The organism is Pseudoalteromonas sp. CR1 (genome assembly GCF_019392235.1).
Taxonomy (GTDB): Bacteria; Pseudomonadota; Gammaproteobacteria; order Enterobacterales; family Alteromonadaceae; genus Pseudoalteromonas.
Genome location: NZ_JAHXRM010000495.1, coordinates 1 through 248, shown reverse-complemented (window position 1 = coordinate 248; position 248 = coordinate 1). Strand labels below are relative to the sequence as shown.

Below are 248 nucleotides of genomic sequence, written 5' to 3'. Positions count from 1 at the left end.
GCCTCGGCCAGTTCTGCCAGGCGGTCGGTGCGCTCCATTTTCATCTGCAGGCGCAGCGCACTGAGTTCATCCTGCAAACGGGCACGCTTGAGCCGGTCGGCCTCCAGCAGGGTGGCAATTTTGGATTCCTTTTCGGTTTCGTAATTGGCACGGGCAGCGTCGATTTTGCCTTTGAGTTCGCTGAGGCGGTTATTGACGATTACCTTAAGGTCGGCGCCGACCTGCTCGCGCTCCGCGGCAATGGCGTA

1 protein-coding gene is annotated in these 248 nt (G+C 59.7%); it reads right to left on the bottom strand.

The genetic code is table 11. The features are described 5' to 3' along the window. Positions 1 to 248, bottom strand: a 248-nt coding sequence (locus tag KZZ04_RS20295; protein WP_219424049.1) for a hypothetical protein, incomplete at both ends; no start/stop codon positions are given.